Source organism: Streptomyces sp. NBC_00454, from assembly GCF_041434015.1.
Classification (GTDB): domain Bacteria; phylum Actinomycetota; class Actinomycetes; order Streptomycetales; family Streptomycetaceae; genus Streptomyces.
The window spans coordinates 6040830-6067252 of sequence record NZ_CP107907.1 but is presented as its reverse complement, the minus strand read 5'-3'; the positions used below and the strand labels follow the sequence as shown (position 1 = coordinate 6067252).

Below are 26423 nucleotides of genomic sequence, written 5' to 3'. Positions count from 1 at the left end.
GTCACACGAAGACTCCCGGCGTCGCCCTCGAGGAGGTCTCGGGGACACCTCGCGGACACGAGGAGGGGCTCAGCGGTCCGGATGCCCCGTCGGGGTCCGGGCCGCCGCGGACGCCGAGGGCGGCATCAGCCCCAGTTCGGCGGCCCGCACCCCGGCCTGGAACCGGGAGCTCGCCCCGAGGAGGGACATGATCTCGGCCACGTAGCGCCGGTAGGTCCGCACGGAGACGGCCTGCTCGCGCGCGGCGACCTCGTCGGTGACCCCGGCCTGCAGGGCACCGAGGATGCGCTGGGCCAGTGCGGCCCGGGCGGGGTCACCGAAGACCACGCGCTCGCCGGCGGGCACCGCATCGCTCCACACGCTCTCGAAGAAGGTGTGGAGGGTGTGCAGCACCTCCGGGACCCGGATCACGGAGGACCGGCGCCCGACCGTGGACTCCGCCACCACGAAGGCGGCCTTGCCGTCGACGATGAGCGCCTGCAGCGGGGGGATCCGCGCCACGCGGACCGCCACCGGCCGCTCCCTGCCGAACTGCTCACGCACGAACTCCTCGTCGAGCAGGGGCGGGACGGTCAGCAGGCGTACGCAGACCCCTTCGGCCGCGCCGTAGAGCAGCTCGCGCTCCACCCGGTCCGACTGCCGCGCGCTCTGGTCGGAGACGCTCGGACGCCGGGCATGGACGATCTCGATGCTGCGGGCGGCCCCGTTGATCAAATTCCGGGCGGTGTCGAGCACCGCGCCGTAGCTGCTGTCCACGGCGGTGATCAACTGCTCCTGGACACTGCGGTCGCGGTGGATGGCGACGGACGACTCGATGAGCGCCTGCACCTCGAGCAGCGCCTGTTCCAGTTCGTCCTCGCGTCGGTCGGACACGTCTTCCCGCTTTCCCCGATTGGCTCCGTGCCGGTGAGCCACCCCCCTGTGCGGGGGGTGGCTCACCGGCACCCGGTCGTGCCTGGTCACGCAGACAAAAGGCCGAACTCGACCGCACGAACCCCTGCCTGGAAGCGGGAGTTGGCGTCGAGTTCGCGCATGATCTCCGCGACGTACCTCCGGTAGGTGCGTAATGAGACATTGATCTCGCGTGCCGCCGCCTCATCGGTGTGACCCGCGCGCAGCCGCTCCAGGATGTTGCGGACGAGCTCCGTACGCAGGCGCGGGCTGAGCTGCAGGTGGTCCGCGAGGTCGCGGCCGCCCGACCAGGCGCCGGCGAAGAGCAGTTCCAGGGCCCGGACCGCGGCCGCGTCGTTCACGACGGCGAACTGCCCCGTGCTCCCCGGGCTGTTGGCCGGGACGAGTGCCGCCACGCCGTCGACCACGAGGATCCCGCGCAGTTCGCTGTCGGAGACCCGCACCTCCAGCTTCGGCTCCGGGAGCCGGTGGAGCCGGTTCGCCGAAACCTCCGCGGCCTCGGCCGTGCAGAGCACGCGCACGGTCGCCCGGGCCGGGTTCTTCCCGAGCAACCGCAGGGCCGACTCGGCGAATTCGCCCGGCCCGTTGAGCGCGATCGCGACGGAGTGACGCCCCCGGCCGATCAGCTGCTCCATGACATCGCCCAGCTGGGCACCCCCGCTGCGCGCGACCGGTGAGGGAATCACCGAGCGCCGGCGGTGCATCGAGACCGTGGACTCGATCAGGGTCCTGGCCTGAAGCAGCGCATGTTCCAGGTGGGCGGCGTGTTCCCCGGCCGCCCATCCTCCCGTCGTGTCCAGGTCCAGCGGATCAACTACCACATCCATTTCCTGTGTCCCCCGTTGAGTTGTTCAGGTCCTGCCTGCCGGCCCGCCGGCGTTCTGCACCAGCGGGCCACATCGGGAGTCACCCCGAGCCTCAGAATTGGTTGCAGATTAAAGGTTTTAGAACCGTGGCGGTCGCTGGCGGGCGGCAATCCACTCGAACCGGTTAGACACTAGATCGAGCAGCCGGATCGCGCCAGCTTCCGGGCGATCAACATTGCATGGCGAATACCTCAAGTGCAACTCGAGTCCGCAGTCTGAGCCCGCCTGTTGGCCGGTGTCAGTAAGCTGCAGCGGCGCCCCGGAAGCGGTAGCTCCGATTTCTGTTTCGGTCACGTATTGCTTTCCATTCGCCACTTGCCGTCGTTGAGGAGTCCGGAAGAGGCCAAAGGGTGGCCCTCGGAGGCACCTTCCTGCCTACGGTGACGCCGTGACGACAAGCCGTACGCAGACCTCACCTGAACGTCTCACCACCACGCATGACACCGGCACCGCCGGATTTCACGTGCAGTACTCACGCATTCCGCTCGATACGTTCGGCCGCCCGGACCCCGAACTACTCAGTGGTACAGAGATTGAAAAAATTTCCCGGCGAATGAAGTCGGCCAAGGCCGCAGTGGAGTACACCACTCAGTCGGCGATCGCCCTTCTCGCACCGGCCGGGGTTCTCCAAGCGCCGTTGGGGTGAGATTTCACCCGACCCTGGACCACGCCCCGAATGCGGCACCGCGGAGTACGGCCCGCACGCCGCCCACAGCACGACGCACGCGCCGTTCATCCCCCTTCGAAGACGACCGGGCCATCACGTCCCGAGGCAACGGAGAGACCCCTTGAGTACCGCAGCACCGCGGACTGTCGCCGACCTGCTCCTGCGCGCCGCACAGCTCCATCCCGACTCCGCCATCCGCTACTGCCCGGAGGGCTCGGCCGCGGGATTCCACGACCAGAGCCACACCGAACTGCTCGACGACGCCCTGCGGCTGCTCACCACCCTGCGCACGCAGGGGCTGCGGCCCCAGGACAAGGTCGTACTGATCCTCGAGCGGCCCCGGGAGTTCATCACCGCGTTCTGGGCGGCCGTGCTGGGCGGCTTCGTACCCTGCCCCATGGCGCCGCTGCGCGGTGACCGCCCGCGCTGGGCCGCCCAGCTGGCCCATGTCGACACCCTGCTCGACCAGCCCCTCGTCGTCACCAGCGCCTCACTGGCCGCGGAACTCCCGCCGGTGGAACGTCTCTTCACGCTCCGGCTCGACGAGTTGTACGAGAGGGAGCCCGCACGGCCGTTCAGCGCCGCACCCCAGGACACCGCCGTCCTCATGCTGACATCCGGTTCGACGGGCAACTCCAAGGCCGTCGTGCTCAGCCACGCCAACCTGCTGGCCTCGATGACCGGCAAGAACACCCACCACCGGCTCACCGCGGCCGACACCACCTTGAACTGGGTCTCCTTCGACCACGTGGCCGCCCTCCTGGAGTGCCACTTGCTTCCGCTGTCCACCGGCAGCCGGCAGCTCCACGTGGAGGCTCCGGTCGTCCTCGGGGAGCCGCTGGAATTCCTGAGGCTCATATCGCGCCACGGTGTGACAATGACCTTCACGCCCAACTTCCTGCTGGGCCACCTCAACTCCGCCGCCGACGGGCTGAAGGAGACGGGAGAGGAACTCGACCTGTCCCGGCTGCGCCAGATCATCAGTGGCGGCGAGGCCGTGGTCTGCGCCACCGGAGAAGCCTTCCTCGACGCATACGCGTCCTACGGTCTCGCGCGGGACGCCCTGTGGCCCGCCTTCGGCATGACCGAGACCTGCGCGGGCAGCGTCTACTCCCGGGCCGCCTTCCCCGACATCGACCGCGGCCGGGAGTTCGCCAGCCTGGGCACCCCGATCGAGGGCGTACGCATCCGGATCGCGGACCCCGACGGCCGTGAGGTCCCCGAGGGCCGGGTGGGCGAACTCCAGCTCACCGGTCCCGTGCTCACCCGCGGCTACTACAACAACGAGCGGGCCACCCTTGACGCGTTCACCGCCGACGGCTGGTTCCGCAGCGGCGACCTGGGGCGCATCGACGCGGGCCGGCTCTCGCTCGTGGGCCGCAGCAAGGACAGCGTCATCGTCAACGGCGTCAACTACCACAGCCACGAGATCGAGACCGTCCTGGAGACCGAGGACGGCGTCGCCGGGTCCTACGTGGCCGCGTTCCCCGTCCGCCCGGCCGGCAGCGACACCGAGCAGCTGGTGATCGCCTTCCACCCGCAGGGCCCGGTGGGCGAGGGCGCCGCGCTGTACCGGGTGCTGAGCGCCGTCCGCGACGCCGTGGTCGCCCACTGGGGATTCAAGCCCGCACTCGTCCTGCCGCTGCCCAAGGACGCCTTCCCCAAGACCAGCCTCGGCAAGATCCAGCGGTCCTTGATGCGCGACCGGTTCGAATCCGGCGCGTACGACGCGCAGAGGCACGCCGTCGCCGAACTGACCGCGCGCATGCTCGACCACTACGCCGCGCCCGAGGGCGCGATCGAGCAGGCCGTCGCCGAGGTCTACGCCGACATGTTCGACGTCGACCCCGGCTCCATCAGCGCCACCGCCAACTTCTTCGAACTGGGCGGGACCTCGCTGGACATCCTGCGGCTGCGCAGCAGGCTGGCCCAGCGGCTCGGCGGCAGCGGCCCGGAGATCATCACCGTGCTCAAGGCGCCGACGGTCCGCGCCCTGGCCGCGCGGCTCACCGAGCGGAAGCCGCCCGCCTCCGAGGAGTACGACCCGATCGTGCCCCTGCAGACCGGCGGCACCAAGACCCCGCTGTTCTGCGTGCACCCGGGTGTCGGCGAGGTCCTGGTCTTCGTCAACCTCGCCAAGTACTTCGTGGGCGACCGGCCGTTCTACGCCCTGCGCGCCCGGGGGTTCAACGAGGGCGAGAAGCCCTTCGTGACCTTCGACCAGATGGTCGACTCCTACGTGGACGCCATCCGGGCACGGCAGCCGCACGGGCCCTACGCGGTCGCCGGCTACTCCTTCGGAGCCGCGGTGGCCTTCGAGATCGCCAAGGTGCTCCGCTCCCAGGGCGAACGGGTCGACTTCGTCGGCAGCTTCAACCTGCCGCCCCACATCAAGTACCGCATGGAAGAACTCGACTTCATCGAGACCGCCGCCAATCTGGCCTTCTTCCTGGGGCTGCTCGACAAGCAGCAGGCGCAGGAACTGCCCGGCCTGCTGCGGGGCCTGCCCGTGGAGGAGCAGCTCACCCGGCTCTTGGACACGGCGGAGCCGGAGCGGATCGCCTCCCTCCAGCTGGACCGCGAGCGGTTCTGGAACTGGGCGGAGCTGGCCGACTCCCTCACCGACCTGGGCCGCGGCTACGAGCCGAGCGGCACGGTGCCCTCCGTCAGCGTGTTCTACGCGACCCCGCTGCGGGGCACCAAGGAGGACTGGCTGGCCAAGGAGCTGCGCCGGTGGGACGAGCACACCACCGGGCCGAACCGCTACATCGAGGTGCCCGGCGAGCACTACACCCTCATGGGCCCCCGGCACGTGGCCTCCTTCCAGGCGATCCTGCGCGCGGAGCTCGACCGGGCCCTGGGCGAAGCCGACCGGCACCACGACCACCACTGACCGTCACCCGCGGACCGAACCACCGATTGCCGAAGTACCGACCATGAATCACACAACGGGGGAACGATGCGCACGCATCTGAAGGAGCAGGCACCGGCCATGAGAGGGAAGAAGATCCTCGTGACCGGAGGAACCGGCCAGGTCGCCCGGCCGGTGGCCGAGGCACTGGCCGAGCACAACGAAGTCTGGTGCCTGGGGCGGTTCGGCACGCCGGGCATCGAACAGGAGCTCAACGCACGGTCGATCACCACCCGGTTCTGGGACATGGACGACCTGTCGGACACGGCGCTGGCCGACCTCCCCGACGACTTCACCCACGTCATCCACTCCTCGGTACGCCGCGGGGAGGACGGGGACTTCAACGCGGCCATGGAGGTCAACGCGGTCGCCGCCGGATGGCTGATGACCCACTGCCGCAACGCCGAGGCCTTCCTGTACGTGTCCACCGGAGCCGTGTACGCCCGGCAGTCCCTGGACCACCGCTACGGGGAGAACGACCCGGTCGACGCGGTCGCCGACTGGCTGCCCGCCTACCCGGTGGCCAAGCTCGCGGCCGAGGGCGCGGTGCGCGCCTTCGCCCAGGTACTGGACCTCCCGACCACCATCGCGCGGCTGAACATCGCCTACGGTCCCGGCGGTTACGGCGGGGTGCCGATGCTGTACTTCAAGCGCATGCTCGCCGGCGAGCCCATCGCGGTCCCCGTGAGCGGACAGAACTGGTGCTCGCTGCTGCACACCGACGACCTGGTGGCCCAGGTGCCCCACCTGTGGGCGGCCGCCGAGGCCCCCGCCCGGCTCGTCAACTGGGGCGGGGACGAAGCGGTCGGCATCACCGACTGCATCCGGTTCATGGAGGAGCTGACGGGCGTCGAGGCGAACCTCGTACCGAGTCCGGTCACCCGCGAGACCTACCAGTTCGATCCCACCCTGCGCCGCGCACTGACCGGCCCCTGCACGGTCGGCTGGCAGGACGGCATCCGCCGGACCCTCGAAGCCCACTTCCCCGCCCACGCCCGCCGGCGTGCCCACGTCTGAGGAGTCTGCGATGTCCCCGTACCCGTACCCCGCGCTCCAGGAGCGGCACTCCGACACCGCGGTTTCCCTCCTCTCCACCGGCTTCTCGGCCCATCGCGCGCTGATCCAGCGGGCCTACGACGCGTTCCGCGACCGTGACGCCGCGGCCCTCCTGGACGTCCTTGCCCCGGACGTCCTGTGGGTGCACCCCGACGGCATGGCCGACTACGGTCTGGGCGGCACCAAATACGGCCACGACGGCGTCAGGGCGTTCCTGGCCCGGGTGCCCTCCTTCCTGGCGGGCATGCGGCTGCATCCGCAGGAGTTCGTGGAGGCGGGCAACCGTGTCGTGGTCTTCGGGTTCCGCGACGTCACCTCGGTGAGCGGCCGGACCGAACGGCTGAGCTTCGTGCACTCCTGGACGCTGAGCGGCGGCCGCGCCATCCGGATGGAGGACATCTTCGACACCGTCCTCCTGCGCCGGCTCATCGAGAGCTGACCTCCCGTACGTCCCTGAGGGAACCGGCCGGCTCCCGGGCCAGGAGCGCATCCTGGCCCGGCGGGCCGGCACCGTCACGACCCGATCCGGTGGCGGACCGCTTGCAGGATCTCCCGGCGGACGAGCCCGGCGGGGAACCGGATCAGCGTCCAGTACCTGCGGAACTGGCGCCGGGCCTGCTCGTCGGCGCCGAACACCCGGGTCTCCGTGTTCAGGACGCCGTCGGCGTACCAGAAGCTGAAGGCGAGTTTGGTCGACTGCGGCTGCGCGTAGGCGAGGAACCAGTCCCGCTGTGCGTCGCCGCTGCGGTCCTCGGGGAACGGCTCGCCCCCCGAGACCGCGCCCAGTACCAGCTCCCGGTCGCTGCTGCTGAGCACCACGAAGCCGTTGGACAGGAACTCCTCCAGCACCGGCCGGTCCGGATCGCGGCGCACCCGGCCGAAGGACGCGACGCGCAGCAGCGAGCTGAACAGCGGCACCTCCGCCCACGTGACCGCGCCGACCGCCCGCAGCACGGCCTCACCGGATCCGTCGACCCGCACCCGGTGGCGCCGCTTGCGGAAGTGCCATTGCGGCATCACCTCGTCCAGGTGCGTCGGGGCACTCTCCTCGACGGGCATTCAGCGGGCCGTGGCCTTGCCGAAACTGCGCACGGCAGCAGGGACGATCACCACGAACATGACGGCCAGGGCCACGAGCGCCACCACGCCGGGGTGTTCGGCGGCGAAGCCTTCGCCCCTGGCCGTGGTCGAGTTGCCCCACAGGATGCGGCACTCGTCGGTCACCGCGGTCAGCGGGTTCCACTGGGCGACCGCGCGGAGCCAGTTGGGCAGACCGTTGAGGGGGATGAAGGCGCTCGACAGGAACATGAACGGCATGACGATCACGACCCCGATGGCATTGACCGCCTCGGCGCTGCGCAGTGCCAGACCGAGGAGCGCACCGCCCCAGATGGCGACGAATCCCAGCAGGAGGAGCAGGCCGAAGCCGGCCAGGTTGTTCCAGAAGCCCCCGTGGATCTGCCAGCCGATCGCGTAGCCGACCGCCGACATGACGACGCAGGCGATGGCGGACAGCAGCAGGTCGGAGACGGTCCGTCCGATGAGGACCGCGGACCGGGACATGGGCAGGGACCGGAAGCGGTCCATCAGCCCGTTGCTCAGGTCCTCGCAGATGCCCACGCCGGTGGTCGTCATTCCGGCAATCATGACCTGGGCGAAAACACCCGCCATGAAGTATTCGCGATATTCGACCCCCGGAACCTGCATGGCGCTGCCGAGCACGTATCCGAAGGCCAGTACGAAGGCCACGGGCATGACGGTGACGGACAGCAATTTCTGCGGAACCCGGACAATGTGCCTGATGTGCCGTCCGATCAGGGCCCAGCCATCGATGATTGCCTCACTCATGCCGCGTTCTCCGATTCCGCTTCCAATTCCGATTCCGGGTCCGGGTCCGTCTCCGATTCCTGGGCGCGCGTGCCGTGCCCGGTGAGGCTGAGGAACACGTCGTCGAGGGAGGGCTTGCGCAGGCTGAAGTCGACGATGCGGGCACCCTCGCCCTTGAGCGCCGCGACCGCGGTGGCGACCGTGTCGATGCCGCCGTCCACGGGTACGGACACGCGCCGTCCGCCCTCGCCGATGACGGCCGGCCCCATGCCCCACTCGCTCAGTGCGAGGGCGACGCCCTGGGCGCGCGACGGATCGTCGACGGTCACCTCCAGGCGCTCGCCGCCGACGCCGACCTTCAGTTCGTCGGGCGTGCCCTCGGCGATCGCGCGGCCGCCGTCGAGGACGACGATGCGGTCGGCGAGCTGGTCCGCCTCCTCCAGGTACTGGGTGGTCAGCAGGACCGTCGCACCGCGGGCGGCCTGCTCGCGCACGAGCTCCCACATGGCGATGCGGTTGATCAGGTCCAGGCCGGTCGTGGGTTCGTCGAGGAACACCACCGGCGGATCGGCGATCAGGCACGCCGCCAGGTCGAGGCGCCGGCGCATGCCTCCGGAGTACGTCCTGACCTGCCGGTCCGCCACATCGGTCAGGTTGAACCGGTCCAGCAGGTCGTCGACCCGGCTGCGGACGGTGCGGCGGCCCAGGTGGTAGAGGGTGCCGATCAGCCGGAGGTTCTCCAGGCCGGTCAGGCGCTCGTCGACCGCGGCGTACTGTCCCGCCAGGCCGATGTTGCGCCGCACCTCCCTGGCCTGCTTGACCACGTCCAGGCCCACGATCCGGCAGCTGCCGGAGTCGGGCCGCAGCAAGGTCGTCAGCAGTCGGACCGTGGTGGTCTTGCCGGAGCCGTTCGGTCCCAGCAGGCCCAGGATCGTTCCCTGGGGGACCGCGAGGTTCAGTGCGTCCAACGCCTTGTGGCGTTCGTAGCTCTTGGAAAGGTCGTGCGTCTCTATGGCGTACTCCACGCCAGCCTCCTCGCGCAGTTGGGTGACATGCGGCAACCGAAAGCGCGACGGAGGGACCCGTCCCGGTAGTCAGCCGGCATCGGCATGACGGTACGCAGGCCGGGGGGCGTTCTCGATCCCACTGTGAATACTTCGATATCGCGGGCCACGCCCTCGACGGGCTCCGCCCCGCGGGCGAACCGTTTTTAAGTATTGGAATCAAGCCGGGCCTCCGCATGCTCAACACCTAGTCTCGCTTTGATGCCGAATGGATGAGTTCCGGCGAACTGAGAGACCGGTGTCGAGAATTCCGACGGAGGGAACAACCATGTCAGCAGTGCCTGCTGAAACCATTGATCTCACTGCAGCGCAGCGTGGCATGTGGTTCGCTCAGCGATTGGACCCGGACAACGCCATTTACAACATCGCCGAATACATCGACATTCGGGGGCCGGTCGACCGGACCGCACTCGCCCAGGCCCTGCGCCGGGTTCTGGGCGAGGCGGAGGCCATGCGGACCACGTTCCACGAGCGGGACGGCGAGCCGGTGCAGCGCGTGCAACCGGCACCGCCCCAGCAGGTCCAGCGGGTCGACGTGAGCGCCGCGGCGGACCCGGAGGCGGCCGCCCTGGAGTGGATGCTCGCCGATGCGCGCAAGGCGGTGGATCCCGCTCGCGACCCGCTGTACCTGTTCGCGCTCGTCGACCTCGGCGGCGACAGGCTCCAGTGGTACTACCGCGCCCACCACATCGTCCTCGACGGCTTCAGCGGGGGCCTGGTCGCCAGCCGCGTCGCGGAGATCTACCGCGAACTCACCGGCGGCCCGGCCTGCGACCCCCGCCGGGAGTTCGCCGGCCTGGCCGACCTCGTCGGGGCGGACGCGGCGTACCGCGCCTCGGAGGCCTTCGAGACCGACCGCGCGTACTGGCTCGGCCTCTTCGCGGACCGCCCCGAGCCGGCCAGCCTCTCGGGCGAGCAGCCCTCGATGCCGTCCTCGTTCCTCCGACGCACCGGCCAGCTCCCCGATTCCGTCACCGGCCGCCTCCACGGGCTGGCCCGGGAGACGAACTCGAGCTGGGTGGTGGTCACCGTGGCCGCCATCGCGCTGTACATGGCGAAGATGACCGGCAGCTCGGACATCGTCCTCGGACTGCCGGTCGCCGCACGCCGCGCGGGGGTCGCCAAGCGCACCCCGGGCATGGTCTCCAACGTCCTGCCGCTGCGCATACCCGTACGGTCCACGAGCACCGTGGCCGAGCTGGTCAAGGCCGCGTCCGACGCGATGCACGGCGCGGTGAAGCACCAGCGCTACCGCTACGAGGACATGCGCCGCGAGCTGAAGCTCGTCAGCGACGGCCGCCGCCTCGTGGGCCCGCAGGTCAACTTCCTGATGTTCGACACGGACTTCTCGATTCCGGGCTGCGAGACGGTGTCGCACAGCCTCACCGTCGGACCCAACGACGACATGACCTTCGTCGTCGACGGCCGTCCGGGGCGCGACGGCCTCGCCATCGACCTGCACGCCAACGGCGACGTCTACGCGCCCGGTGACCTGGACCGCCACGGCGCCCGCTTCGAACACCTCCTGGTCCAGTTCACCGGCTCCCCGCCCGAGCGCACCCTGGGCGAGATCGAGGTGGCGACCCCCGCCGAACGCCGGACCCTCCTCCAGGGATGGAACGACACCGGCCGCGACCTCTCCACCCTCACGGCCATGTTCGAGGCCCAGGTGAGCCGTACGCCGCAGGCCGAAGCCCTCGTCTTCGAAGAAGAGACGCTGACGTACCGGGAACTGAACGCCCGGGCGAACCGGCTCGCGCACCGCCTCATCGCCCTGGGAGTCGGCCCCGAGGACCGGGTCGCCGTGGGGCTGACCCGCTCGGTCGACCTCGTCGTGAGCCTGCTGGCCACCCTGAAGTCCGGAGCGGCCTACGTACCCGTGGACCCCGGGCATCCGCGCGACCGGATCGCGTACATGCTCACGGACGCGCGGCCGGTGGCGGTCCTGACGACGGCCGGCCTCGCGCAGGCGCTGCCCGCCGGCGACCGTCCGCACCTGTGCCTCGACGACCCTCGGACCGCGGCGGAGATCGCCCGGTGCGCCGCGACGGACCCCACCGACCGGGACCGCACCACCGCGCTGCGCACGGACCACCCGGCCTACCTCATCTACACCTCCGGCTCCACCGGCCGCCCCAAGGGCGTGGTGGTCCCGCACGCCGGAATCGTCAACCGGCTCCAGTGGATGCAGGGCCAGTACGGCCTCACCGGCGAGGACCGGGTGCTCCAGAAGACCCCGTCGGGCTTCGACGTGTCGGTCTGGGAGTTCTTCTGGCCGCTGGTGGAGGGCTCCACCCTGGTGGTGGCGCGGCCCGACGGCCACAAGGACCCCGCGTACCTCGCGGAGATCATCCGGGCGCAGCGGATCTCCACGCTGCACTTCGTCCCCTCCATGCTGCAGGCGTTCCTGGCGCGGGCGCCCTTCGCCCAGACCTTCCCCGCGCTGCGCCGCGTCGTCTGCAGCGGCGAGGCGCTGCCCCGGGAGACGCAGCGCCAGTTCTTCGCCGAGTTCCCCGAGGTGGCGCTGCACAATCTGTACGGACCCACCGAGGCCTCGGTCGACGTCACCGCCTGGCAGTGCATACCGGGCGTGGAGGACGACAGCGTGCCGATCGGCGCGCCGGTCTGGAACACCCGCACCTACGTCCTCGACGCCGCGCTACGCCCCGTTCCCGCGGGCGTCCCCGGCGAGCTCTACCTCTCCGGCGTCCAGCTGGCCCGCGGCTACCTGGGCCGCAGCGCACTGACCGGGGAGCGGTTCGTCGCCGACCCGTTCCACCGCGGCGAGCGGATGTACCGGACCGGCGACCTGGCCCGCTGGCGCGAGGACGGGAACCTGACCTTCCTGGGACGCTCCGACGACCAGGTGAAGATCCGCGGGTTCCGCATCGAACTCGGCGAGATCGCGGCGGCCCTGTCCGAACTGGACGAGGTGACGCAGGCCGCGGTGATCGTGCGGGAGGACGGCCCGGGCGGCAAGCAGCTCGTCGGCTACGCGACCCTGCGGCCGGGCGGGAGCGCGGACTCCGCCGACCTGCGCCGCATGCTGACCGACCGGCTGCCGGAGTACATGATCCCCGCCGCCGTGGTGCTCGTGCCCGACCTGCCGACCACCGCGAACGGAAAGCTGGACCGGCGGGCCCTGCCCGCACCGGACTACGGAGGCCTCGCGACGGGGGCCGCGGCCCGCAACGAGGTCGAGGAGGTCCTGTGCCGGGCCTTCGCCGAGGTGCTCGGCCTCGGGACGGTCGGCATCACCGACAACTTCTTCGACCTCGGCGGCGACAGCATCGTCGCCATGCGGCTGATCTCCCGGGCGCGCCGCCAGGGCCTCGTCCTGACGGTCGAGGAGGTCTTCGCCCACAAGACGGTGGAAGCGCTCGCCCCGCACGCCTCGGCCGCCGAGATCGACATCGAGGACGAGGTGGACCCGTTCGGCGACGTCCCGGCGACGCCGATCATGCAGTGGCTCCGCGGCCGCGGCGAACTCATCGACAGGTTCGGCCAGTTCGCCCTGATCCAGACCCCGGTCGGCGTCCGCGCCGATCACCTCGACACCGCGGTACGAGCCCTGGCCGGACACCACGACGTCCTGCGGGCCCGGCTCGAACGCTCCCCGTCCTGGCGGCTCCACATCCCGGACGGCCCCCTCACCGTCCCGCCGGCCGGTGTCGTCGACGTCGTCGAGGCGGCCGGACTGGACCAGGAGGCGCTCGCCGCTGCCATCGCCGCCCACCGCGAGAGCGCGGCCGGCCGGCTGCGGCCGGACGACGGGGTGATGTTCCAGGCGGTCTGGTTCGACGCCGGGAGCACGCGGCCCGGCAGGCTGCTGCTGGTCCTGCACCACCTCGTGGTCGACGGCGTGTCCTGGCGGATCCTGCTGGACGACCTCCAGACGGCCTACACGGCGGCAGCGGCGGGCCTTCCCCCGGAACTCGGCGCACCGGGCACCTCGTTGCGCAGCTGGGCCGGCCGGCTCGAGGAGGAAGCGCGCTCGCCGGAGCGGCTCGCGGAGCTGGCCGCATGGAAGGACGCGCTCGCGCTGCCCGCACCCCTGAAGCCGGGCGGCCCCCGGCTGGACCCCGCCCGGGACACCGTGGCCGCACTGGCATCGCTGGACACGGCGCTGCCGCCCGCGACGACCGAACCGCTCCTGACCACGGCGCCCTCCAGGATCAACGGCGCCGTCACGGACATCCTGCTGACCGCCCTCATGATGGCCGTCCCCCAGTGGCGCAGCACCGGCGGGCGCGAGGAAGGGCGGCTCACCGTGGCCCTCGAAGGCCACGGCCGGGTACCGCTGCGGGAATCCCACGACCTGTCCAGGACCGTCGGCTGGTTCACCTCGCTGTACCCGGTGACCCTTCGCCTCGCCCCGGCGGACGCCCGGGCAGCGGCCCGCGGCGGCGACGGCGCGGACCACGCCCTCAAGCAGATCAAGGAGCAGCTGCGGACCGTACCGGCCGACGGGATCGGCTACGGCCTGCTGCGCCACCTCAACCAGGACACCGCCGGCGAGCTGGCCTCCCGGCCCGGGCCCGACGTGGGCTTCAACTACCTCGGACGCCTCGACTCCACCGCCCAGGACCCGTACAGCTGGGGTCTGGCCCCCGAAGAACCCCTCGGCGAGACCACAGAGCCCGCCATGCCCGCCGCCTACCAACTGGACATCAACGTCATGGTCCAGGACGCGGCCGATGGACGGCGGCTGACCACCCGGTGGACCTGGCCGAAGGCCCTGTTCACCGAGGAAGAGATCGGCCGCCTCGCGGACCACTGGCAGCGCTCCCTGGAAGCGCTCGTCGCGAGCTCGCAGCAGTCGGACGTCGCGGTCCAGACCCCGTCCGACCTCACCCTGAACACCCTCAGCCAGAACGAACTCGACGCGCTCGAAGACGAGTTGGCCCAAGAATGGGAGATCGCACAGTGAAGCAGTCACGGATCGAGGACGTCCTTCCGCTCTCGCCCCTCCAGGCCGGCCTGCTCTTCCACGCGCAGTACGACGAGAGCGACGCCCCCGATGTCTACACGGTGCAGTTCGCCCTCTCCCTGAGCGGCCCTCTCGACGTCCCGCAGCTCCGCGAGGCCGCGGCCAAGCTGCTGGAGCGCCACCCCAGCCTGAGGGCGGGCTTCCGGGCCCGCCGCGACGGCGACTCCGTCCAGGTGGTGCACCGCACCGTCCCGCTGCAGTTCTCCGAACACGACCTGCGCACCCTGGATCCGGCGGACCGGCCGCGGGAGCAGGAGAGGCTGGTCGCCGAGGACCGCGCCCGCCGCTTCGACCCCGCCACTCCCCCGCTCCTGCGGTTCACACTGATCCGGGTGGACGAGGACAGCCACGTCCTGCTGCTCACCAACCACCACATCCTGCTCGACGGGTGGTCGATGCCGCTGCTCATCGAGGACCTGTTCAGCCTGTACGCCGCCCCGGACGGCCGGCACCTCCCGCCCGCCGTCCCGCACCGCGACTACCTGTCCTGGCTGATGCGCGAGGACGCCGAGGCGCACCGGGCCGCGTGGAGCGAGCTGCTCGAGGGCGTCGAAGAGGCGACCCTGCTCGCCCCGGACGTCCCCGCCGACGCGGAGAAGACCCCGCTGAACCACGTCGTGGAGCTCTCGGCCGAACTCACCGAGGAACTCTCCGCGTTCGCCCGCTCGCACGGCCTCACCCCCAACACCGTGATCCAGGGCGCCTGGTCGATCCTGCTGTCCCGGCACACCGGCCGCTCCGACATCCTCTTCGGCACCACCCTGGCCGGCCGGCCCGCCGAGGTCCCCGGCGCCGAGTCGATGGTCGGCCTGTTCATCAACACCGTCCCGGTACGGGTCCGCGTACGCCCCGAGGAGCCGGTACTGCCGCTGCTGGAGCGCCTCCAGCAGCAGAGCCTGCGGATGTCCCGGCACCAGTACGTCGGCCTGGCCGACATCCAGCGGAGCGCCGGCATCGGTGACCTGTTCGACTCCCTGGTGGTCTTCGAGAACTTCCCGCACGCCTTCGACTCCGCCATCCCCGGCACCGATCTGCACCTCGACGCCGTGGACCCGCACGACGCCACGCACTACCCCCTGGCACTGGTGATGGCGCCGGGGCCCCAGCTCTCCCTCCGCTTCAACTACCAGTCCGGAGCACTGGACCGCGCCGAGGTGGAGACGATCGCGGAGCGGCTGGTGCGGGTCATCACCTCGGTGATCCGCGACGCCGCCCAGTCGGTCTCGGCGATCGACGTACTGGGGGAGGCGGAGCGCCGGCGGGTGCTGGTGGAGTGGAACGAGACCGGTCCGACGGTGGAGCCGCAGACCCTCCCGGCCCTGTTCGAGCGCCAAGTGAACCTCGCGCCGAACGCGTTGGCGGTGGCCGCCGGTGATACGGAGCTGTCGTACGGGGAACTGAACGCGCGGGCCAATCGCCTGGCGCGGCTCCTGGTGGACCAGGGGGTCGGTCCCGAGTCGTTCGTGGCGGTGGTGATGCCACGGTCGGTGGACCTGGTGGTGGCGTTGCTGGCCGTGGTGAAGGCCGGCGGCGCATACGTACCCGTCGACCCGGGCTACCCGGCCGAGCGCATGGCGTTCATGATCGCCGACGCCGCGCCCGTCGTAGTACTGACCCTGGACGGCATGGACGTCGGTGACGTCGGCGGAGCCGCTGTGGTGGCCGTGGACGACCCCACGACCGCCGGGCTGATCGCCGCACGGTCCGATGCCGATGTGGCCGATGCCGAGCGGCGCGAGCCGCTGCGGGTCGAGCACCCGGCCTACGTCATCTACACCTCGGGGTCGACCGGCCGCCCCAAGGGCGTCGTCGTCGGACACCACGGCATCGCCCATCTCACGGCGGCCGAGATCGACCGGTTCGACGTGGACACCACGAGCCGGATCCTTCAGTTCTCCTCGCCGAGCTTCGACGCCTCGGTGCTGGAGGTCTGCATGAGCCTCCTGGCGGGCTCGGTGCTCGTCGTTCCGACCTCCGGGATCCTGGCCGGCGAAGACCTCGGCGCCCTCCTCGCGGAGGCCCGGATCACCCACGCGCTGATCTCCCCCGTGGCACTGGCCGGCGTTCCGCCCCTCGAACTCCCCGATTTCCGCACGGTCATCGTCGGAGGCGAGGCCTCCGGTGCGGATCTGGTGGAGCGGTGGTCGGTGGGCCGACGGATGGTGAATGCCTACGGGCCGACGGAGTCGACGGTGTGTGTGTCGATAAGCGATCCGCTGGTCGGCGGGGGCCTGGTACCGATCGGGCGTCCCGTGGTCGGGACGCGGGTGTTCGTGCTGGACGGCGGTCTGGGGCCGGTGGCTCCGGGTGTGGTGGGCGAGCTGTATGTCGCGGGTGCTGGGTTGGCCCGCGGGTACTGGGGCCGTTCCGGTCTGACGGCCGAGCGATTCGTCGCCTGTCCCTTCGGCGGGCCGGGCGAGCGGATGTACCGCACCGGTGACCTGGTCCGATGGCTGCCCGACGGGAACCTCGTGTTCGTGGGCCGGGCCGATGACCAGGTGAAGGTACGCGGCTTCCGCATCGAGCTGGGCGAAGTCGAATCCGCGCTCGCGGCCTGCCCTGGTGTGGATCAGGTCGTGGTCATGGTCCGTGAGGACCGTCCGGGCGACCGACGGCTGGTCGGCTACGTCGTGGGGTCGGGTGTCGATGGAGGGGATGTCCGTGCTTTCGCAAGCCGGTCGCTGCCGGGCTATATGGTGCCGGCGGCTGTTGTGGTCCTGGATTCGCTGCCTCTGACGCCGAACGGGAAGCTCGATCGCCGCGCTCTGCCCGCACCGGACTTCACGGGTACGGGAAGCGGCCGCGCGGCACGATCTCCGCAGGAGGAGATCCTCTGCGGCCTGTTCGCCGAGATCCTGGGCCTGCCGAGTGTGGGCGTGGACGACAACTTCTTCGAGCTGGGCGGCCACTCCCTCCTGGCAACGCGCCTGGTGTCGAGGGTCCGTTCCTCCTTCGGCGCGGAGGTTCCGATCCGGGCCCTCTTCGAGGCCCCGACGGTGGCCGAACTGGCGCTACGGGTGTCGGGGTCGCCGAGCGCACGGCTCGCGTTGAAGGCGGTGGAGCGACCCGAGGTGGTTCCCCTGTCGTTCGCACAGCGACGCCTGTGGTTCCTGAACCGTATGGAGCCGGAATCCTCGGCCTACAACATTCCGGGCGCCCTGCGCCTGACGGGCGCCGTGGACCCAGAGGTCGTGCGGGCCGCGCTCGCTGACGTGGTGGGCCGGCACGAGAGCCTGCGGACGGTGTTCGCGGAGGCCGGCGACGGCGAACCGTGCCAGATCGTGGTCGACGGCCATGTCGAAGTCCCCGTGGTCCAGGTGGATGCGGCAGGTCTCCCGGATGCCCTCGCCGCCGAGGCGGGTCGCGGGTTCGACCTGTCGGCGCAGGCCCCCCTGCGCGCGACGCTGTTCGACCTGCCCGGTGACGAGTTCGTGCTGCTGTTCGTGCTCCACCACATCGCAGGCGACGGCTGGTCGGTGGCTCCCCTGGCCGGCGACTTCTCGGCCGCGTATGCGGCGCGGGCCGAGGGCCGGGCCCCCGAATGGGAACCCCTCGCCGTCCAGTACGCGGACTACACCCTGTGGCAGCGCGAAGTACTCGGCTCCGAAGACGACCCCGACAGCCCCATCTCCGGCCAACTCGCCTACTGGCGTGAGCAGCTGACGGGCGCCCCGCAGGAGCTGGCACTCCCCGTCGACCGGTCCCGGCCCATGGTCTCGTCCTACCGGGGCGACGCCGTCACCTTCACCGTCGACACGGAGCTCTACAAGGGCCTGACTGCCCTCGCCCGCGGATCACAGGCCAGCATGTTCATGGTCGTCCAGAGCGCCCTCGCCACCCTGCTGAGCCGACTCGGAGCCGGCGAGGACATCCTCCTCGGCACGGCAGTCGCCGGCCGCACCGACGAGGCCCTGGACCGGCTGATCGGGTTCTTCATCAACACCCTCGTCCTGCGCACCGACGTATCCGGGGACCCGAAGGTCGCCGAACTCATCGCACGCGTCCGCGAAGCCGACCTGGCCGCCTACGCCAACCAGGACGTGCCTTTCGAACGACTCGTCGAGGTCGTCAACCCCGACCGCTCCCTCTCCCGCCACCCCCTCTTCCAGACCATGCTGGTCTTCCAGAACGTCCCCGAAGCCACCATCGACCTGCCCGGCGTACAGAGCGTGATGGAAGCGGTCGAGTCCACCTCGACCAAGTACGACCTGGCGTGGACCTTCTCCGAGACGTACGACGCCGATGGCCCGATCGCCCTGAACGGACATCTGCAATACAGCCTGGACCTGTTCGACCGTTCGACGGTCGAGGCCTTGGGCCAGCGGCTGCTACGGGTGCTCCAGGCGATGGTCGCCGACCCGACCGCCCGCATGAGCAGCATCGACGTACTGGGAGAGGCCGAGCGCCAGCGAGTACTGGTGGAGTGGAACGAAACCGCTTCGGCCGTGGAGCCGTCGACCCTGCCGGCGCTGTTCGAGCGCCAGGCGGCACTCTCTCCGGACGCGGTAGCGGCGGTCGCCGGTGATGCGGAGCTGTCGTACGGGGAACTGAACGCGCGGGCCAATCGCCTGGCGCGGCTCCTGGTGGAACAGGGGGTCGGTCCCGAGTCGTTCGTGGCCGTGGTGATGCCACGATCGGTGGACCTGGTGGTGGCGTTGCTGGCCGTGGTGAAGGCCGGCGGCGCATACGTACCCGTCGACCCGGCATACCCGGCCGACCGCATGGCATTCATGATCGCCGACGCGGCGCCCGTCGTAGTACTGACCCTGAACGGCGTGGACATCGGTGACGTCGGCGGGGCCGGTGTGGTGGTCCTGGACGACCCCGCCAGCGCCTGGCTTATTGCCGCACAGTCCGATGGGGACCTGGCCGACTCCGAGCGGCGCGAGCCGCTGCGGGTCGAGCACCCGGCGTACGTCATCTACACCTCGGGTTCGACCGGCCGCCCCAAGGGCGTCGTCGTCGAGAACCGCAGCGTCGTGGACTACCTCTCCTACACCCGGCAGGCGTACCCCGCCGCCGAAGGCGTCGCGCTGGTCCACTCCCCCGTCTCGTTCGACCTGACCGTGACCGCCCTCTACACCCCTTTGGTGTCCGGGGGGCGGATCGTCCTGGCCAGCGTGGAGGACGAGGACGAGCAGACCGCGGCCCTCCTCAGCGAGACGCCCACCACCTTCCTCAAGGCAACGCCCAGCCACCTGCCCCTGCTCGAGGCCCAGCCCGCGGGCTACTCTCCGGCCGGACACCTGCTGCTCGGCGGCGAAGCCCTGCACAGCGAGACGCTGCGCAAGTGGCGTGAGCAGCACCCCGACGCGGTGGTCAGCAACGTCTACGGCCCGACCGAATCCACGGTCAACTGCACCGAGTTCCGCATCGAACCCGGTCAGGTGCTCCCCGACGGCATGGTGCCGATCGGCCGTCCGCAGTCCAACGCACAGGTCTACGTACTCGACGGCGGTCTGGGGCCGGTGGCCCCGGGCGTGGTGGGCGAGCTGTACCTTGCCGGTTCCGGTCTGGCCCGCGGGTACTGGGGCCGCTCCGGCCTGACGGCCGAGCGCTTCGTCGCCTGCCCCTTCGGCGCACCGGGCGAGCGCATGTACCGCACCGGTGACCTGGTCCGATGGCTGCCCGACGGAAACCTCGTGTTCGTGGGCCGAGTCGACGACCAGGTGAAGGTACGCGGCTTCCGCATCGAACTCGGCGAAGTCGAATCCGCGCTCGCGGCCTGCCCCGGAGTGGACCAGGTCGTGGTCACGGTCCGCGAAGACCGTCCGGGCGACCGACGGCTCGTCGGCTACGTCGTCGCGCCGGGTACTGAAGCAGGGGACGTCCGTGCCTTCGCCAGCCGGTCACTGCCGAACTACATGGTGCCGGCCGCAGTCGTGGTCCTGGATTCGCTCCCTCTGACACCGAACGGAAAGCTCGACCGCCGCGCCCTGCCCGCACCGGACTTCACGGGATCGGGAAGCGGCCGCGCGGCACGGTCCCCGCGGGAAGAGATCCTGTCCGGGCTGTTCGCCGAGATCCTGGGCCTGCCGAGTGTGGGCGTGGACGACAACTTCTTCGAGCTCGGCGGCCACTCCCTCCTGGCAACACGCCTGGTGTCGAGGGTCCGTTCCTCCTTCGGCACGGAGGTCCCGATCCGGGCCCTCTTCGAGGCACCGACGGTGGCCGAACTGGCGCTGCGCGTCTCCGGCTCCCCGAGCGCACGGCTGGCACTGAAGGCGGTGGAGCGACCCGAGGTGGTTCCCCTGTCATTCGCACAGCGGCGGTTGTGGTTCCTGAACCGCATGGAGCCGGAATCCGCGGCCTACAACATTCCCGGTGCGCTGCGTCTGACCGGCGCCGTGGACCCGGAGGTCGTGCGCATCGCCCTGGACGACGTACTGGCCCGGCACGAGAGTCTGCGGACGGTGTTCGCGGAGACCAGTGACGGCGAACCGTGCCAGGTCCTGGTGGATGTCCGGATGGATGTGCCCGTCGTTCAGGTCGATGAGGCGGGCCTGTTGGAGGCGTTGTCCGCCGAGGCGGGTCGCGGTTTCGACCTGTCGGTGGACACTCCGCTGAGGGCAGTTCTCTTCGCCCTCCCCGGTGACGAGTTCGTGCTGCTGTTCGTGCTCCACCACATCGCCGGCGACGGCTGGTCCGTCTCTCCCCTGGCCGGCGACTTCTCGGCCGCGTATGCGGCGCGGGCCGAGGGCCGGGCCCCCGAATGGGAACCCCTCGCCGTCCAGTACGCCGACTACACCCTGTGGCAGCGCGAAGTACTCGGCTCCGAAGACGACCCCGACAGCCCCATCACTGGCCAACTCGCCTACTGGCGCGAACAGCTGACAGGTGCCCCGCAGGAGCTGATCCTGCCGGTGGACCGGTCCCGCCCCACGGTGACCTCCTACCGGGGTGACATCGTCACCTTCAGCATCGACGCAGAACTCCACCAGGGTCTGGCAGCTCTTGCCCGGGCTTCGCAGGCCAGTGTGTTCATGGTCGTGCAGAGCGCCCTCGCCATGCTGCTGAGCCGACTCGGAGCCGGCGAGGACATCGTCCTCGGCACGGCAGTCGCCGGCCGCACCGACGAAGCCCTGGACCGGCTGATCGGGTTCTTCATCAACACCCTCGTCCTGCGCACCGACGTATCCGGGGACCCGAAGGTCGCCGAACTCATCGCACGCGTCCGCGAAGCCGACCTGGCCGCCTACGCCAACCAGGACGTGCCCTTCGAACGGCTCGTCGAGGTCGTCAACCCCGACCGGTCCCTCTCCCGCCACCCCCTCTTCCAGACCATGCTGGTCTTCCAGAACGTCCCCGAAGCCACCATCGACCTGCCCGGCGTCGAAGCGACCAACTTCGAGGTACCGGCGGACTCCTCGAAGTTCGACCTGTCCTTCGTCTTCGACGAGCGCGAGGGTGAAGGCGAGGGCGAGGGCGAGACCGGCAGCACGCTGCACGGCACGGTGGAGTTCAGCCTGGACCTGTTCGACCGTTCGACGGTCGAGGCCTTGGGCCAGCGGCTGCTACGAGTGCTCCAGGCGATGGTCGCCGACCCGACCGCCCGCATGAGCAGCATCGACGTACTGGGAGAGGCCGAGCGCCAGCGGGTACTGGTGGAGTGGAACGAGACCAGCCCGGCGGTGGAGCCGTCCACCCTCCCGGCCTTGTTCGAGCACCAGGTGGCACTCGCGCCCGACGCGGTAGCGGCGGTCGCCGGTGATCTGGAGCTGCCCTACGGGGAACTGAATGCCCGGGCGAATCGTCTGGCGCGGTTCCTGGTGAGCCTGGGTGTGGGCCCGGAATCGTTCGTGGCCGTGGTGATGCCACGGTCGGTCGACATGGTGGTGGCGTTGCTGGCCGTGGTGAAGGCCGGCGGCGCATACGTACCCGTCGACCCGGGCTACCCGGCCGACCGCATGGCGTTCATGATCGCCGACGCCGCACCCGTCGTAGTACTGACCCTGAACGGCATGGACGTCGGTGACGTCGGCGGGGCCGCTGTGGTGGTCCTGGACGACCCCGCCATCGCCGGACTCGTCGCCGGGCAGTCCGAGATGAACGTGGTCGACGCCGAGCGGCCCGAGCCGCTGCGGGTCGAGCACCCGGCCTACGTCATCTACACCTCGGGTTCGACCGGCCGCCCCAAGGGCGTCGTCGTCGGACACCACGGCATCGCCCACATGACCAGCGGGCAGGCCGCCGGATTCGGTGTCGACAGTGACAGCCGGCTCCTGCAGATGGCCTCGCCGAGCTTCGACGCCGCGATCTCGGAAATCGGTATCGCGCTCACCAGCGGTGCGGCCATCGTCCTGGCCTCGGCCGAGGAACTCATGCCCGGCCCCAGCCTCGTCCGCGTGATCGCGGACCAGGGCGTCACCCACGCGATCCTCACCCCGGCAGCCCTCGCCGTCCTGTCCCCCGAGACGATATCGACCTCCACCACCCTCATCGTCGCAGGTGAGGCAACGGGTACCGACCTGGTGGAGCGGTGGTCGGTGGGCCGGCGGATGGTGAACGCCTACGGGCCGACGGAATCGACGGTGTGTGTGTCGATGAGCGATCCGCTGGTCGGTGGAGGCCTGGTACCGATCGGGCGTCCCGTGGTCGGGACGCGGGTGTTCGTGCTGGACGGCGGTCTGGGGCCGGTGGCTCCCGGTGTGGTGGGCGAGCTCTACGTCACCGGTGCCGGTCTGGCCCGCGGGTACTGGGGCCGTTCCGGTCTGACGGCCGAACGATTCGTCGCCTGCCCCTTCGGCGCACCGGGCGACCGGATGTACCGCACCGGTGACCTCGTCCGATGGCTGCCCGACGGGAACCTGCTCTTCGTCGGCCGAGTCGACGACCAGGTGAAGGTACGCGGCTTCCGCATCGAGCTCGGCGAAGTCGAATCCGCGCTCGCGGCCTGCCCCGGAGTGGACCAGGTCGTGGTCACGGTCCGCGAAGACCGTCCCGGCGACCGCCGGCTCGTCGGCTACGTCGTGGCGCCGGGTGCCGATGGAGGGGAGATCCGTGCCTTCGCAAGCCGGTCACTGCCGAACTACATGGTGCCGGCGGCAGTTGTGGTGCTGGACTCGCTGCCTCGGACACCGAACGGGAAGCTCGACCGCCGCGCCCTGCCCGCACCGGACTTCACCGGATCGGGAAGCGGCCGAACCGCACGGTCCCCGCAAGAGGAGATCCTCTGCGGCCTGTTCGCCGAGATCCTCGGCCTGCCCAACGTCGGCATCGACGACAACTTCTTCGAGCTGGGCGGCCACTCCCTCCTGGCAACACGCCTCGTATCGCGCGTCCGTTCCTCCTTCGGAGCGGAAGTCCCCATGCGAGCCCTCTTCGAAGCACCGACCGTCGCAGAACTTGCGCTGCGCGTCTCCGGTTCCCCGAGCGCACGGCTGGCACTGAAGGCGGTGGAGCGACCCGAAGTGGTTCCGCTGTCGTTCGCACAGCGACGGTTGTGGTTCCTGAACCGCATGGAGCCGGAATCTGCGGCCTACAACATCCCCGGCGCGCTCAGGCTTTCAGGTGCGGTGGATCCGGCCGTGGTCCGGGCTGCGCTGAATGACGTGGTGGGCCGGCACGAGAGTCTGCGGACCGTGTTCGCGGAGGCCGGTGACGGCGAACCGTGCCAGGTCGTCGTCGATGTCGATATCGATGTGCCTGTGGTTCAGGCGGACGAGACCTCGCTCCTGGAGGCGTTGTCCGCCGAGGCGGGTCGCGGGTTCGACCTGTCGGCGCAGGCCCCCCTGCGGGCAACCCTGTTCGACCTGCCGGGTGACGAGTTCGTGCTGCTGTTCGTGCTCCACCACATCGCAGGCGACGGCTGGTCCGTGGCTCCCCTGGCCGGCGACTTCTCGGCCGCCTACGCCGCGCGAGCCGAGGGCCGGTCCCCCCAGTGGGAACCCCTCGCCGTCCAGTACGCCGACTACACCCTGTGGCAGCGCGAAGTGCTCGGCTCCGAAGACGACCCCGACAGCCCCATCTCCGACCAACTCGCCTACTGGCGCGAACAACTCACAGGCGCACCCCAGGAACTGGCACTCCCCGTCGACCGAACCCGACCCGCAGTCTCGTCCTACCGGGGCGACGCCATCACCTTCACCGTCGACACAGAGCTCTACAAGGGCCTCGCGTCCCTGGCCCGCAGCTCGCAGGCCAGCGTGTTCATGGTCGTCCAGAGCGCCCTCGCCACGCTCCTCAGCCGACTCGGCGCCGGAGAAGACATCGTCCTCGGCACTTCCGTCGCCGGCCGCACCGACGAGGCACTCGATCCGCTGATCGGGTTCTTCATCAACACCCTCGTCCTGCGCACCGACCTGTCGGGCGACCCGAACGTCGCCGAGCTCATCTCGCGGGTCCGGGAACGCGACCTGGCGGCCTACGCCAACCAGGACGTGCCCTTCGAGCGGCTCGTCGAGGTCGTCAACCCCGACCGGTCCCTCTCCCGCCACCCCCTCTTCCAGGTCACCATGGAGTTCCAGAACGTCTCCGGAGCCGCCATCGACCTGCCCGGCATCGAAGCCCGTCCCTTCCAAGTACCTATGGAAGCAGCGAAGTTCGACCTGTCCTTCGTCTTCGACGAGCACGACGGCGAGGCCGGCGCCACACTGGCCGGCACCGTGGGGTTCAGCCTGGACCTGTTCGATCGCTCTACGGCGCAGGAGCTGGCCCAGCGGCTGCTGCGGGTGCTGGAGGCGATGGTCGCCGACCCGTCCGTCCCCGTGAGCGGCATCGAGGTCCCGGAGATCGAAGGACGGCCCGCGCGGCTGGCCTCGCCGGAACTCGGCGCCCCGGTCACGCCGGGCGACGGCGCCTCCGAGGGGAGCGGAAGCAGGCCGATCCGCAACGCACGGGAAGAGCTGCTGTGCGGTCTGTTCGCGGAGGCCCTGGGCCGGGCGGACGTGGGGGTGCACGACAACTTCTTCGACCTCGGCGGCCATTCCCTGATGATCGTCAAGATGCTGGCGAAGGTGCGCTCCGTGTTCGGTGTGCGGCTGCCGATCCGGGCCCTGTTCGAGGCCCCCACCGTCGCCGAACTGGCCCTGCGGCTCGACGGTGACGCCGAGGGCGGCGTCTTCGACGTCCTCCTGCCGCTGCGCAAGGCGGGATCCCGGGCACCGCTGTTCTGCGTGCACCCGGTCAGCGGCCTCGGCTGGTCCTATGCCGGACTGCTGCGCGAGGTGCCGGCCGAGCACCCGATCCACGTGCTCCAGGCCCGTGGGATGGGTTCCGACGAGCAACTGCCGCAGACGCTGGAGGAGATGGCGGCCGAGTACGTGGCCCACGTGCGCGCGGTCCAGCCGTCGGGCCCGTACCACCTGCTCGGCTGGTCCTTCGGCGGCGTGGTGGCGCACGCCATGGCCGTGCAACTGCAGCTGGCGGGCGAGGAGGTGGAGCTGCTGGCCATGCTCGACTCCTATCCCGCGGAGCAGGACGGGACGCCCCCTGCGCCTTCGGACGAGTACCTGCTCGACGCCCTGCTGAAGTACGCCGGCGCCGAATCCGACCCGGAGGACGGCCCGTTGACGGTGGGCGCCGCGATGGAGCGGCTGGAGGAGCAGGGAGGCCTGTTCGGCAACTTCGACGCCGACACCCTGGCGCGGGTGGGCCGGGTGACCCGGAACAACATGGTGATCGACAGCGGTCACACGCCCGGGTCCTTCGACGGCGAGGTGTTGTTCTTCAGGGCGGTCAAGGGGCGCCCGGAGTCCGCTCCGGACGTGGAGCTGTGGGAGTCCGCCCTCACCGAGAAGATGGACCTCCGGGAGCTGAACTGCACCCATGACGAGATGATGCGGCCCGAGGCCCTCGCGCTGATCGGGGAGGCACTCGGCGAAAGGCTGGCGGGCCCCTCCTCCGAGGGGTGACCGGCACGCGAGTCCGTTGATCCACGGGCCCGCGGGGAGGTGGCACGTCGGCCGGGCCGGCCGTACGCCACGTCCCCGCGGGCCCTTCGCGTACCGGGCGGGTACGTGGGCGGGCCGGTGACGGTTGGCAGGAAGGTGGCACCTCCGGGCGCCGCAGGGCGCCCCTCTCCCGGTACGCCCCGGGCCCTACCAGCCCCCGTACAGGCATGCCCCTGCAGGTAGTTGACACATCCGTCGGAACGCGTCCCCACCCGGCCTAGGGTGGCCCGCGACATACC

General features: G+C 70.4%; 11 protein-coding genes. 6 read left to right on the top strand and 5 right to left on the bottom strand.

Going from position 1 to position 26423, the window contains the following annotated elements; all coding sequences use genetic code 11:
- Positions 1 to 69: 69 nt before the first annotated feature.
- Both OHU74_RS27895 and OHU74_RS27890 read right to left on the bottom strand, forming a co-directional pair.
- Positions 70 to 873, bottom strand: coding sequence for a LuxR family transcriptional regulator (locus OHU74_RS27895; protein WP_371618404.1), 804 nt, complete (start codon positions 871 to 873; stop codon positions 70 to 72).
- 86 nt (positions 874 to 959) lie between these two features.
- Positions 960 to 1739 (bottom strand): DNA-binding response regulator, encoded by a 780-nt coding sequence (locus OHU74_RS27890; RefSeq protein WP_371618403.1) that lies wholly within the window; start codon positions 1737 to 1739, stop codon positions 960 to 962.
- Positions 1740 to 2166: 427 nt separating this feature from the next.
- Here OHU74_RS27890 and OHU74_RS27885 point away from each other — a divergent pair, with 427 nt between their 5' ends.
- The 4 genes from OHU74_RS27885 (at position 2167) to OHU74_RS27870 (ending at position 6851) form a co-directional block, all read left to right on the top strand.
- Positions 2167 to 2424 carry a hypothetical protein gene (locus OHU74_RS27885; protein ID WP_371618402.1) on the top strand — a complete coding sequence of 86 codons (258 nt, stop codon included), beginning with the start codon at positions 2167 to 2169 and terminating at the stop codon, positions 2422 to 2424.
- Positions 2425 to 2566: 142 nt separating this feature from the next.
- The gene (locus OHU74_RS27880; protein ID WP_371618401.1) at positions 2567 to 5338 is read left to right on the top strand and encodes an AMP-binding protein; all 2772 of its coding nucleotides are present in this window, start codon (positions 2567 to 2569) and stop codon (positions 5336 to 5338) included.
- Between the two features lie 99 nt (positions 5339 to 5437).
- A complete protein-coding gene (locus OHU74_RS27875) occupies positions 5438 to 6373 on the top strand; it encodes an NAD-dependent epimerase/dehydratase family protein (RefSeq protein WP_371618400.1) in 936 nt (311 codons plus the stop codon).
- A gap of 10 nt (positions 6374 to 6383) precedes the next feature.
- Positions 6384 to 6851: a nuclear transport factor 2 family protein gene (locus OHU74_RS27870; RefSeq protein ID WP_371618399.1), complete on the top strand. Its 468-nt coding sequence runs from the start codon at positions 6384 to 6386 to the stop codon at positions 6849 to 6851.
- A 74-nt stretch (positions 6852 to 6925) separates the two neighbouring features.
- On the opposite strand, the gene OHU74_RS27865 is transcribed toward OHU74_RS27870, so the two are convergent.
- The 3 genes from OHU74_RS27865 to OHU74_RS27855 are packed head-to-tail and all read right to left on the bottom strand — an operon-like array spanning position 6926 to position 9264.
- Complete coding sequence (locus tag OHU74_RS27865; RefSeq protein WP_371618398.1) at positions 6926 to 7471, bottom strand: hypothetical protein; 546 nt, start codon at positions 7469 to 7471, stop codon at positions 6926 to 6928.
- Complete coding sequence (locus tag OHU74_RS27860; protein ID WP_371618397.1) at positions 7472 to 8260, bottom strand: ABC transporter permease; 789 nt, start codon at positions 8258 to 8260, stop codon at positions 7472 to 7474. It abuts the gene before it with no gap.
- Positions 8257 to 9264 (bottom strand): ATP-binding cassette domain-containing protein, encoded by a 1008-nt coding sequence (locus OHU74_RS27855; RefSeq protein WP_371618396.1) that lies wholly within the window; start codon positions 9262 to 9264, stop codon positions 8257 to 8259. Before OHU74_RS27855 ends, OHU74_RS27860 begins: the two co-directional genes overlap by 4 nt.
- A 247-nt stretch (positions 9265 to 9511) precedes the next feature.
- On the opposite strand from OHU74_RS27855, the gene OHU74_RS27850 reads away from it, so the two are divergent.
- Complete coding sequence (locus tag OHU74_RS27850) at positions 9512 to 14233, top strand: amino acid adenylation domain-containing protein (protein ID WP_371618395.1); 4722 nt, start codon at positions 9512 to 9514, stop codon at positions 14231 to 14233.
- The gene (locus tag OHU74_RS27845; RefSeq protein WP_371618394.1) at positions 14230 to 26145 is read left to right on the top strand and encodes an amino acid adenylation domain-containing protein; all 11916 of its coding nucleotides are present in this window, start codon (positions 14230 to 14232) and stop codon (positions 26143 to 26145) included. The genes OHU74_RS27850 and OHU74_RS27845 overlap by 4 nt, the downstream gene beginning before the upstream one ends.
- Positions 26146 to 26423 lie beyond the last annotated feature (278 nt).

Excerpts from the sequence above, each read along its gene's own strand:
- OHU74_RS27850 (WP_371618395.1), top strand. The coding sequence starts at position 9,512 with ATGGATGAGTTCCGGCGAACTGAGAGACCGGTGTCGAGAATTCCGACG.
- OHU74_RS27875 (WP_371618400.1), top strand. The coding sequence starts at position 5,438 with ATGAGAGGGAAGAAGATCCTCGTGACCGGAGGAACCGGCCAGGTCGCC.
- OHU74_RS27870 (WP_371618399.1), top strand. The coding sequence starts at position 6,384 with ATGTCCCCGTACCCGTACCCCGCGCTCCAGGAGCGGCACTCCGACACC.
- OHU74_RS27865 (WP_371618398.1), bottom strand. The coding sequence starts at position 7,471 with ATGCCCGTCGAGGAGAGTGCCCCGACGCACCTGGACGAGGTGATGCCG.
- OHU74_RS27890 (WP_371618403.1), bottom strand. The coding sequence starts at position 1,739 with ATGGATGTGGTAGTTGATCCGCTGGACCTGGACACGACGGGAGGATGG.
- OHU74_RS27860 (WP_371618397.1), bottom strand. The coding sequence starts at position 8,260 with ATGAGTGAGGCAATCATCGATGGCTGGGCCCTGATCGGACGGCACATC.